Raw genomic sequence first — 10,480 nt, 5'->3', positions numbered from 1 at the left:
ACGGCGTAGAAGCCTTCCCCACCGGCGGGCTTCAGTGCCTGCGCCGCCCAGAACAGTGCCGCCAATCCAACGATAAGCGCCGCCGCTATGGCAACGCCACTGCGATGGAACGGCCCCGCCAGGAAGCCCGGCCAGGCAAACCGTTCCCAGCTATCGGCTCGCGCCTCGGCCAGAGCTTTCGGCAAGTTAATCGCGAATTCATGCGGCTCGGTATATTGGCAGGCGTAATAGCAGCCCCGGCAATTGTGGCAGAGATTGGCGAGCTGCGTGATGTCTCCATCGGCAAAGGCCCGCTGCCGGGTGATCGCGGGGAAGACCGAGCAATAGCCCTCGCAATAACGGCAGGCATTACAGATCTCGATCTGGCGGCGGGCCTCGTCGATCAGGGAGTTTTCGGCAGGCGTCTGTGTCACGTGATCAAGCGGCATTGCTGTTCACTCCCCGGGCCGCGCCCCTGGCGGCTTCCTGCCCAGCGATCCGGCCGAACACGGTCCCGATGGTCATGCCGAAACCGGCGAGATAGCCTTCGCCCAGAATGCTTCCGGCCATGATTTCCCCCGCCGCCCAGACATTTTCGAGTTTCTTTCCAGCCATGGTCACCCGTGCCGTCTCGTCCACCTTGAGGCCGAGATAGGTGAAGGTGACGCCGGGACGCAGCGAATAGCCGTAGAACGGCGGCTCCGTGATCGGTCTTGCCCAGTTGGTTTTCTGCGGCTCGACACCGTCCGTCGCCAGTCCGTCCAGCTCCGTCGGATGGAAATCGCCTTCCCGGCAGGCCGCGTTGAAAGCGTCGACCGTCTCCCGCAGCTTGGCGGCAGGAAGGCCCATCTGTTCCGCCAGCCCCTCCAGCGTGTCCGATTGCACCGCCGGGAAGACCGAAGGCATGAAGAGCGTGCTGCTCTTGCTATCGATGATCGAATAGGCGACCTGATCGGGCTGCGCGGCGACAAGACGGCCCCAGATGGCATAGCGCTTCGGCCAGACATCCTCCCCCTCGTCATAGAAACGCTCGCCGTTCTTGTTCACGACAACGGAGAACGGCACGCAATCGAGCCGGGTGACGATGCCGCCGTCGAATTTCGGTGCCCGCCCGTCGATGGCGACGGCGTGACACTGGGTCGGGTCGCCGACAGAGTCCGCGCCCTGATCCAGCATGTCCTTCAGCACGACGCCGCGGTTATACGGCGTGCCCCGGATCAGGAAGTTCCGGGCCGCCGGCCCCCAGGCACGGGCCAGCCAGTCGATATCGCCCTGGAAGCCCCCGGAGGCGAGCACGATGGCGCGGCCGACCACCCGGCTGGGCACGGCCCCCGCGATCTCCACCTCGACCGCCTGAAACCGCCCGTCCTGGATTTCGACATGTTTCACCTGCGCCTCGTAGACCACCTCGACACCGAGATCGGCCGCCGTGTTGTAATAGGCATTCACCAGAGCCTTGCCACCGCCGAGGAAAAACGCGTTGGTTCGTCCCAGCGACAGGGTGCCGGATAGCGACGGCTGGAACCGGACGCCATGGGCTTCCATCCAGGGCAGGCATTTCTCCGATGTGCGGATTGCCAGCCGGGCCAGCCCCTCGTCCGTGTTGCCCTTGGTCACCCTCAGCAGATCGTCGAAATATTCATCTTCTGCATAAGTATCCGTCAGAACCGACAGCGGCCCTTGATGCATACAGCGGAAATTCCGTGTGTGGCGCGAATTGCCGCCGCGATAGGTTTTCGGGGCGCCTTCCAGGATGATCACCCGGCAACCGGCTTCGGCCGCTTCGATGGCCGCGCACAGGGCTGCGTTTCCACCGCCGACAACGACGACATCCCACACTTTATTGGTAATTTCAGACAGGGCTTCTCTCCTTCGGCGGGCCGTTCGCCAAGCATCAAGCGATGCCGGTCAGCGGCCTTCTTGGAAGGATTGTATACAATGTTCTTTCGTACAGTCAATCGGCCCGAGTGCTCACCATCAACACGCCCGGTTTACCGCCATCCAGGCCGCGGCCGGCGCCGCGGAAACCGGAACCGTTCAGCCGCCCTCAGCGCTTCGCCGCGTAATAGGAGACCCGTCGCTCAAGATAGGAGAGGCATTCCGAGATCGTGAAGGCGAGTGCGAAGAGCACGATCAGGACGGCCCAGAAATGCGCCATCAGGAAATTGTTCGCATAAAGCTCGAACAGCGCCCCAAAGCCGACGATGGAGATCAGCAACTGGCCGATGATCACGCCCTTGACCGCCCGGATCACGCCGATCCGCACGCCGCCCAGAATTTCCGGCAGGGCGGCCCAGAAATAGATCTTGAAAAAGGCGTCCAGCGGCGACGCCCCGAAAGAGCGGGCCATCTCCACCAGGGACCGGTTGATCTGCAACACGCCGGCGCGGGAATTCAGAATGATGATCCAGATCGCGAAGAGCGTGGTGGTGATGATGATCGCCTTCATGCCGAAGCCGAAAAGAACCATCAGCACCGGCACCAATGCCGTCAGGGGCGCGCTCAGGAACATATTCACCCAGGGCAGCAGGAGTTCATCGAGCAGACGGCTCTTGCCCATCAGGATGCCGGTCGGAATCCCGATGAAAACGGCAAAGAAAACACCGGCAAAGAACGCATAGGCCGTCTCGGACAGAGCCTTCAGAAATGCCGGGGTTCCGATGACCGAAATCAGGGTGCTCACCACCTCGGAAAGCGGCGGCACGAAGAAGGTCACATCGAGCCTGCCGACGATCTCCCAGAGCAATCCCCAGAGGATCAGAGACGACATGCCGGGAAGCCTATAGCCGAAAAGTGTCATCTCAGCCCTTACTCCACATAACTGCGCAGGGAAGCCCAGATCCGGTCGACGATATCGAGATATTCCGGATCGCGCCGGATGCTGTCGGCGCCCTTGCCGCGGATCCCGGATGGCCGGATGATTTCCGACACCCGGCTTGGACGGGGCAGCAGGATCGCGATCTGGTCGGAGACATAGACCGCCTCCTCGATCGAGTGGGTCACGAAGATGAAGGTCTTGTTCTCGTTCGCCACCAGATTGAGCAGATCTTCCTGGAACTTGCGCCTCGTCTGCTCATCGACGGCCGAAAACGGCTCATCCATCAGCAGGACCTGCGCATCGACGGAGAGCGCCCGCGCAAGGCCCACGCGCTGGCGCATGCCACCAGAAAGTTCATGCGGATAACTGTTCTCGAAACCGGCAAGACCGACATCCCGAATATAGCGTTCGGCAATCCCTTCCCGTTCCGACTTGGCAACCCCTCTGAGTTCCAGACCGAAAGCAACGTTCCGGATCACGCTGGCCCAGGGCAAAAGGGCGAAGTCCTGAAAGACGAAGGCCCGGTCCGGTCCGGGTCCGTCAACCTGCTCGCCATTGACAAGGATCTCGCCCGACGACGGCTCAAGGAGTCCCGCGATGATCTTCAGCAGGGTTGTCTTGCCGCAGCCGGACGGGCCAAGCAGGGACGTGAGCTGACCACGCGGAAAATCGAGCGACAGATCGCGCAATGCCTCAACGTCACCGTAATTCTTCGAGATGTTGCGCGCGGTAACCGCGTTCTCCGGTGCCGGAGCTGAGGGAGTGTCCGGCCTATCGCTAATCTGAGACATAGCCACGGTCGTTTCCTTTGAAGAGTATGTTTTCAAGCCGTTCAACCAGGTTCAGGAACAGCACGGCGAAAAGGATGATCGAGAAGATGGCCGCATACATGCTGGGATAATCGGCAATCGAGCGGCTGTAGGTGATGATGTCGCCAACCCCGGTCGGCGTGATCTTCAGCTCCGCCAGAATGGCGCCAATGAAACCCGCCGAAATGCCGAGACGCAGGCCCGAGAAGATGACCGGCGATGCCGCCGGGATGATCACCTTCAGGAGGATCTGGTCTTCACGGGCGAGGAAGGAGCGTCCCATTTCCTGCAGGGACGACGGCGTATTGCGGACCGCACCCCCTGTATTCAGCACGATCACGGGCATTGCCATGATGCAGACCACGAACACTTTCGAGGTCAGGCCAACCCCGTAGGCCATCACGAGCAGAGGAATCAACGCCGCCAGTGGCGCCGCCTGCATGACGATAAAGATCGGCGAGAAGAGCCAGTCGAAGCGCGCGCTCAACCCGACCCAAAGTCCGATCCCGACACCGAACACGGCGGAAATCGAAATCCCGACAGCAAGCGGCTGAAGCGTCTCCGCATAGGCGCGGAGCATGCTGCCGTCGAGTGTCAGGGCAACCAGCGCCGACATGGTGTCGAGGAATGTCGGAAAGGAATAACTGACCGGAATCCGGCCCGCGATTTCCCAGGCGCCGAAGACAAGCACGGCGGACAGCACTTTCAGATAGAGTGAGCGATAGCCGGTCATCGACCGCTCCATGTGATTTGAGCAAAAAGCGCGGCCACCGGGATCACTGCCCGGCGGCCGCAGGCAGAGGCTAGTTTGACGCGTCGTCGAGCGGCTTCAGGTACCAGAAGTCCTCGATCTTCAATGACGCGAGATCGCCGGTCAGCTGCCCCGCAGCCGAGTACCATTCCATGTCCGCCTGTGCGGCTTTGCGGCCGCCGCCATTCGGGTCGTAAAGACCACCCGCCACGGCATCCGTGTAGAATCCGTCAAGACTGTCCAGAATCTCTTTCGGCAGCTGTCCGATAGGCCCGTCCGGATTGGTTTCCCGGCTGATGACGGTCGGGTCCTTGTGCATGTCCCGCCAGACGCTGAGCAGCGCCTTCACGAAGATATCGACGTCCTTCTCGTTTGCCTTGATCCAGTCGAGATTGCCGAACAGGGCCTCGTCACTGGCGTCGACCTCGAACATCGGCAGCACGTTGAACTTGTCGCCCTGCAGTTTCATCAGCTTGTTCTTGTTCGAGAGATCGACGATCGTCGCATCCGTCTGACCGGCGATCAGCGCCGCAATCCGGTTCGACGAGCCGGGCACGTAGGAGCGCTTGCCGAATTTGATGTCCAGCTTGTCCTCGATGACATTTGCAATCGAATCCGTCCCGCCGCCACGGGAGTGCAGCATGATCGGCTCGCCATTCAGATCCTCAAGCGTGCTGTATTTCTTCGAGGTGACCGGGAAGAATTTCAGCTTGGAGAGCTGGAAGACGATGCGGATCGGCGCCCGCGAGCGCTGCATGGCGGCGTAGGGCGTTCCGAAGCCGATATCCATCTGGCCGCTGAGAACGGCCTGGATCGCCAGCTCCTCGTCCGAGAAGGCTGTCCACTCGTAGTCGAGACCGTTTGCCTTGGCCCGCTCGAGGGCGACGAAGAATGCCGCGAGCTCATCCGAGGGCGTTTCGGCAAGGGCGATACGGATCTTGTCCGCCCGGGCAGACGAGACCGTCATCATGGTGATGAACGGAACGGCGAGGCAGAACGCAATCGCCGCTTTCAGAATTTTATTCATTGTTTCCTCCCTTTGTTCACTTTCGGGCCTTTAGTCACTTTCGGACGCGGTTCCCGTGGCTGGGGGTTTTCCCCTCTTTGCCGCAAACAGACCTTCTTAATTAAGCGGTCAGTCCTCCCCGAAAAGACGCGCGGAAACGGAGGCGATATGCTGCCGCATCGCCGCTTCCGCGCCAGATGGATCCCGCGACTCTATGGCCGCGGTAATCCGCTCATGTTCCGTGAAACTGGAATGGTTTTCAGGCGGACGCTCCGAGCCGCGCACGACATTGCCGAGCGCCACGGCCCGGCGCACCTGATTGAGCTGATCAAACATGCCGATCAGCAATGGGTTATCCGTACATTCCACGATGGCCCGATGCAGGTGATCGTCTTCCGCCTCATAGTCAGCCCAGTTTGAAGCCTGCCGCGCCCGCTCTTTTGCCGTATTGATCATCAGGATCGACTCTCGCGACGCATTGATCGCCGCCTCGCGGGCAATCGCGGGCTCGATACAAAGCCGCGCCCGGATCATCTTCACCGGCGTCATCTGACGCCCGAGTTCGAGAAGACTGCCGGGGCCGCCCGGGCCACCCTGACTGGCGATGAACGTGCCCTTGCCGACATGCCGCCAGATGGTTCCGTCACGTTCCAGCACGTCCAGGGCCTTGCGCAAAGTCGCCCGACTCACATCGAGGCTCACGATCAGTTCGCGCTCGGCCGGGAGCCGGTCACCGGGGACATAGCCGCCATCAGAGATAAAGTTCCGCAGGGCCGATACCGGGCTTTCCCGCTCAGGAGACTCAACTCTTTTCAGCACGCCAACACCTCAAATTGGTTGACCAATTTACGCATATTGGTTCGAATATGGCAGAACATTGTATTAAACGGAAGAAAATTGGCCTTACTTTTAGATTGGTTGAGATTGATTTTTCTCCGAGACCAGCTTAAGTCAGCCTTTATCCCGACAGCACAACGGAGGTTTGCGTGCCCGATTACGTCATAGAAACACCCCGGCAGGTCGCCATACCGGTCGCCGGCTCAAGCGCGCTTTTCCCCGTGCGCCGCGTTTATTGCATTGGCCGCAATTATGCGGCACACGCGGTCGAGATGGGGCATGACCCCGACCGCGAGCCGCCCTTTTTCTTCCAGAAAAACCCGGACAATCTCGATCCCTCTGGCGAATTTCCCTACCCGCCGGAATCGTCCGACGTTCATCACGAGATGGAAATGCTCGTGGCGCTGAAATCAGGCGGCACGGATATCGCCATCGAAGACGCGCTTGATCATGTCTATGGCTACGGCCTGTCCCTCGACATGACGCGCCGGGACCTGCAGGGCGAGCAGAAGAAAATGGGCCGCCCCTGGGAAATCGGCAAGGCGTTCGAACGCTCCGCTCCGGTTGGCCCGGTGCATCCGGTGGAGAAGGTCGGGCACCTCGACCAGGGCCGTGTGGCATTGAGCATCAATGGAGAATTGCGCCAGGAAGGCGACCTCAACCAGATGATCTGGAAGGTCCCCGAAATGATCTCCTACCTGTCGCGCTTCTTCGAGCTCGCCGCCGGAGACGTCATCCTGTCCGGAACACCGTCGGGCGTTGGCCCGGTTTCCAAAGGAGACGTGATGGAAGCCAGCGTGGACGGGCTCGGCAACATGACCGTAAAGGTCGTCTAACCAAAATCAATCACGGAGCCGTGTCAAAACACGGCTCCGCTCTTCCCGAACTTCCGGCATTCCAGCCAGCACGATAATGCGATCTCCGCCCGGCGCGTGGCAGGTCCCTGCTGTAGTTTGCTTGACGAAATTGTATACAATTCAATAAGATTCAAACAACACGACCGAGATGCGCGGCGATCCAACAGCGCGACACTTGGCACAGCATCATGCCGGCCCGGGGGAAACACCAAGATGACCGCTAAAAAAACCTACCAGATCCTGGCGGAAGCCTTCCATCAGGAAGAGGTGGATACCTGCTTTGCCCTGCTCGGCGATGCGAACATGAACTGGGCCACGTATTTTGCCGAGCTGGGGGCGGATTTCGTCTATGTCCGGCACGAGCATTGCGCGGTCGCGGCGGCCATGTCCTATGCCCGCGCGCTGGACAAGGTCGGGGTCGCCACGGTCACTTGCGGGCCGGGCCTGACGCAGATCATGACCGCCCTGCCCGCCGCCGTGCGGGCGCATATCCCGCTGGTGGTCTTCGCCGGCGAGTCCCCCTTGCGCAACAACTGGTACAATCAGGAGCTGGATCAGGCCCCCTTTGTCACCGCCTGCGGGGCTGCCTATCATGCGCTGCATCACCCGGACCGCATGCTGCGTCAGGTCCGGGACGCCTTCGTGCAGGCCCGGGAAGAAATGCGCCCGGTGGTACTTGGCGTGCCGTTCGATCTGCAGAACAGGGACTGGGCCGGCGCAAGCGAGCTGCCTGCCCCTTCCCGCGACATCCTGCCGAAAATGCGTCCGATGCCGCCGCATCCCGACGATGTTGCGGAAGCGGCAACATTGATCGCCGGCGCCAGGAAGCCGATCATCATGGCCGGGCTCGGCGCCGTCCGCTCGGCTGGGGCGGGAGAGGCCTGCCGGGCTCTCGCCGAGAAATGCGGGGGCCTGCTTGCCACCACCCTGCCGGCGCGCGGCCTATTCCACGACGACCCGTTCAATCTCAGTATCGCCGGAGGGTTTTCGAGCGACTTCACGCGGGAATGCTTTGCAGAAGCCGATCTGATCATTGCGGTCGGCGCCAGCCTGGCGCACCACAATGCCGATGGCGGCAAGCTCTACGGTCACGCGCATGTCCTGCAGATCGACACCAATCCCATCGCCCTCAGCCAGGGCCGGGTGCCGGCGGACACATATCTGCGCGGTGACGCCGCCCTCGCCGTCAGGGCACTGGCCGATGCGCTGGAGCCGCGCGCGGAAGATGCAGGTAACTGGCGCAGCGCCGCCCTTGCCAAACGCATCAAGGACACACCGCCGGACAGCTCCGACTTCCAGGCCGAGCAGGGTCTGCTCGACCCGCGCGACGTGGCCTCGTCCCTGGACGATGCCCTGCCACTGGACTGGGAAGCCGTGAACTCTTCCGGCCATTGTTCCTATTTCTTCGCCCAGATGCCGCAACGGCCGGTCGAACGCTTCCACACCATCCGCGAGTTCGGCGCGATCGGAAACGGCATCTCCTTCGCCATCGGCGTCGCCGCGGCCAAGCCTGACGAGACCGTCGTGATGTTCGATGGCGACGGCAGTCTGCTGATGCATATCCAGGAGCTGGAAACCATCCGCAGACACGGCATGAAGGTGCTGATCTGCGTGCTGAACGACGGCGCCTATGGCTCCGAGATCCACAAATTACGCTCGGAAGGTCTGTCGGATGCCGGAGCGGTCTTTGGCCGGCCGGATCTGGCGGGGATCGCAAAAGGCTTCGGGCTGGACGGCGAGACCGTCAGCGATCTCTCCCAACTGCCCGATCTGGTCAAAAGATTCAGCGCATCGGACCGCAGCGCCGTCTGGGATTTTCACATCTCGGACCAGATACTCTCTCCCGTGATGCAGAGAGCCCACCCCCGCACCTAGCAGGTTACGACACCCGCCCCTCCAAGATATATTGATTTTACAGGTAAATTCTTATTTCCTTGATTTAAGTGCCTAATTTCTACGGATTTTGGGCGGCTTTGATTGCTCTCCCCGGCAGTCTCAGTTAAAATGCATTTACCTTAAAGGTAGTAAATTCGACTGCCGTGCTCAGAAGAGCACGAACATAGGCGCGTCACTGCACAAAGCCAGAATGGGGATAAGTGATGAGCAAGGGATCGTTGCACGATTCAGATTCCTGTTTGCGTACAGAGACTACGCCTGCAGAACCAAGCTCCGGCGATAGGCCGGACGAGCGATTGACGGATTCTCGTCAGGAACCCAGAGTTTCGTCAGGCCAAGGTTTCGACACCCTGACCACTGCCCTGAAAGACTGGGCAGAAGGTCCCTTTCACCTTGACGAACAACGCCTGCTGCCAGCCAACAAGACACCAACCTCGCAAGCGCTCAACACCATCGAATTCGAGATATTCAAAATCACCGAGATGGCCCGGCGATGGATCGTCGAGAATGGCCTCTCGCCCTATAAACTTGCCCTGACCACGGGAACCTCCCCGAGCCAGGTCCATCGCATCATGGAGCCCGGCTGGACACCCTCGTTGAAGCTTGCGCGGCGCATCGCCTCGTCCCTGCCCGATGACTGGGTCAGCATGTTCGAGCGCGACTGCAATGCCTGCTTGCCGCGTATTTTCCATCTGCACCCTTCACCAGACAACTCCTCCGATCCGGTCACGCGTCTGCTTCATGCCATGAACGGCACCGATACAGCGCACATCCTGGACACTCTGGTGGAGGACAAATGGAGCGTTCGTCATCACGCGTATGTTTCTCGCGCGGAGACGGAAATGTTCATGGCGAATCACACAACGTCCGGCCTTATCGAGACCGGTTATGCGCCACCGCTTCCGCGCATGAGCTGGTCCGCCGATGCAAAGGAGCCGAAATCGCCGAACTGCGCGTTACTCCTTCACCGGATTCCACTCAAGGTCGGTGAGAAGCTCAAGCTCTACACAATCCATATCGCCGAATATTCCGGGAAGAACTGGGCGACCCAATTCTGGAAAGTCGATGCCAGCAAGGATCTGACCAGCCTGCGCCAGCTGGACATTCTGAAAGCCTATCTGGCCGAGAAAGCCTGATCCGGCCCCTGTTTTGCCGGACGGCCAGCGATATAGGTCTCCGCGACAGCACGATCGTCTCCGAGAGTCTGCAGGACAAATAACTCTTCCTGCAGACTTTTCACCGTTTCCATACGCAACGCCATCACGTCCGTCGCGCGGCTGTTCAGCACTGTGATATCGGCGTCCGTGCCCGGCTCCAGCGTGCCGATCCGGTCTTCCAGCGTGAGCGCCCGGGCATTGCCGAGGCTGGCCCAGTAGAAGCTGCGCAACGGGTCGATATTCTGCCCGCGCAATTGCAGCGCCTTGTAGCCTTCATCGAGTGTCCGCAGCATGGAATAGTTCGTGCCGCCGCCGACATCCGTGGCGATGGCCCGCCGCACACCCGCTTCCTTCAGCCCCGCCTCGTCAT

General features: G+C 60.7%; 10 protein-coding genes and 1 pseudogene. 3 read left to right on the top strand and 8 right to left on the bottom strand.

Going from position 1 to position 10,480, the window contains the following annotated elements; translation table 11 throughout:
- The 7 genes and pseudogenes from AAC126_RS19905 to AAC126_RS19875 all read right to left on the bottom strand — a co-directional run.
- Positions 1–428, bottom strand: a pseudogene (locus tag AAC126_RS19905) (signal transduction protein); the annotation flags it as partial.
- On the bottom strand, positions 418–1,818 hold the full coding sequence (tcuA, locus tag AAC126_RS19900; protein ID WP_339856740.1) for an FAD-dependent tricarballylate dehydrogenase TcuA: 1,401 nt from the start codon (positions 1,816–1,818) through the stop codon (positions 418–420). The gene tcuA and the pseudogene AAC126_RS19905, both read right to left, overlap by 11 nt.
- A 208-nt stretch (positions 1,819–2,026) precedes the next feature.
- Positions 2,027–2,749 (bottom strand): ABC transporter permease subunit, encoded by a 723-nt coding sequence (locus AAC126_RS19895; RefSeq protein ID WP_339856736.1) that lies wholly within the window; start codon positions 2,747–2,749, stop codon positions 2,027–2,029.
- A 38-nt stretch (positions 2,750–2,787) separates the two neighbouring features.
- Positions 2,788–3,588 (bottom strand): ABC transporter ATP-binding protein, encoded by an 801-nt coding sequence (locus AAC126_RS19890; protein WP_339856733.1) that lies wholly within the window; start codon positions 3,586–3,588, stop codon positions 2,788–2,790.
- Positions 3,575–4,339 (bottom strand): ABC transporter permease, encoded by a 765-nt coding sequence (locus tag AAC126_RS19885; RefSeq protein ID WP_339856728.1) that lies wholly within the window; start codon positions 4,337–4,339, stop codon positions 3,575–3,577. The genes AAC126_RS19890 and AAC126_RS19885 overlap by 14 nt, the downstream gene beginning before the upstream one ends.
- A gap of 70 nt (positions 4,340–4,409) precedes the next feature.
- Positions 4,410–5,384: an ABC transporter substrate-binding protein gene (locus tag AAC126_RS19880; RefSeq protein ID WP_339856726.1), complete on the bottom strand. Its 975-nt coding sequence runs from the start codon at positions 5,382–5,384 to the stop codon at positions 4,410–4,412.
- Positions 5,385–5,492: 108 nt separating this feature from the next.
- Positions 5,493–6,182, bottom strand: a complete 690-nt coding sequence (locus AAC126_RS19875) for an FCD domain-containing protein (protein WP_339856723.1) — start codon at positions 6,180–6,182, stop codon at positions 5,493–5,495.
- A 167-nt stretch (positions 6,183–6,349) separates the two neighbouring features.
- Between AAC126_RS19875 and AAC126_RS19870 the strand changes: the two genes are divergently transcribed.
- The 3 genes from AAC126_RS19870 (at position 6,350) to AAC126_RS19860 (ending at position 10,089) form a co-directional block, all read left to right on the top strand.
- Positions 6,350–7,036: a fumarylacetoacetate hydrolase family protein gene (locus AAC126_RS19870; RefSeq protein WP_339856720.1), complete on the top strand. Its 687-nt coding sequence runs from the start codon at positions 6,350–6,352 to the stop codon at positions 7,034–7,036.
- A gap of 234 nt (positions 7,037–7,270) precedes the next feature.
- Positions 7,271–8,932, top strand: a complete 1,662-nt coding sequence (locus AAC126_RS19865; protein ID WP_339856717.1) for a thiamine pyrophosphate-binding protein — start codon at positions 7,271–7,273, stop codon at positions 8,930–8,932.
- 317 nt (positions 8,933–9,249) lie between these two features.
- A complete protein-coding gene (locus AAC126_RS19860; protein WP_339856715.1) occupies positions 9,250–10,089 on the top strand; it encodes a hypothetical protein in 840 nt (279 codons plus the stop codon).
- On the opposite strand, the gene AAC126_RS19855 is transcribed toward AAC126_RS19860, so the two are convergent.
- Positions 10,068–10,480, bottom strand: a 413-nt coding sequence (locus AAC126_RS19855) for an amidohydrolase family protein (protein ID WP_339856713.1), incomplete at its 5' end; no start/stop codon positions are given. The two genes, AAC126_RS19860 and AAC126_RS19855, sit on opposite strands and share 22 nt — an antisense overlap.

It is taken from the genome of uncultured Nisaea sp., assembly GCF_963974195.1.
Taxonomy (GTDB): domain Bacteria; phylum Pseudomonadota; class Alphaproteobacteria; order Thalassobaculales; family Thalassobaculaceae; genus Nisaea.
Note: the sequence above shows the minus strand (reverse complement) of the source record. Positions and strands in the feature narration are given on the sequence as shown.

Coding starts and splice junctions, on each gene's coding strand:
- AAC126_RS19890 (WP_339856733.1), bottom strand. CDS start 3,588: ATGTCTCAGATTAGCGATAGGCCGGACACTCCCTCAGCTCCGGCACCG.
- AAC126_RS19895 (WP_339856736.1), bottom strand. CDS start 2,749: ATGTCGTCTCTGATCCTCTGGGGATTGCTCTGGGAGATCGTCGGCAGG.
- AAC126_RS19885 (WP_339856728.1), bottom strand. CDS start 4,339: ATGACCGGCTATCGCTCACTCTATCTGAAAGTGCTGTCCGCCGTGCTT.
- AAC126_RS19865 (WP_339856717.1), top strand. CDS start 7,271: ATGACCGCTAAAAAAACCTACCAGATCCTGGCGGAAGCCTTCCATCAG.
- AAC126_RS19880 (WP_339856726.1), bottom strand. CDS start 5,384: ATGAATAAAATTCTGAAAGCGGCGATTGCGTTCTGCCTCGCCGTTCCG.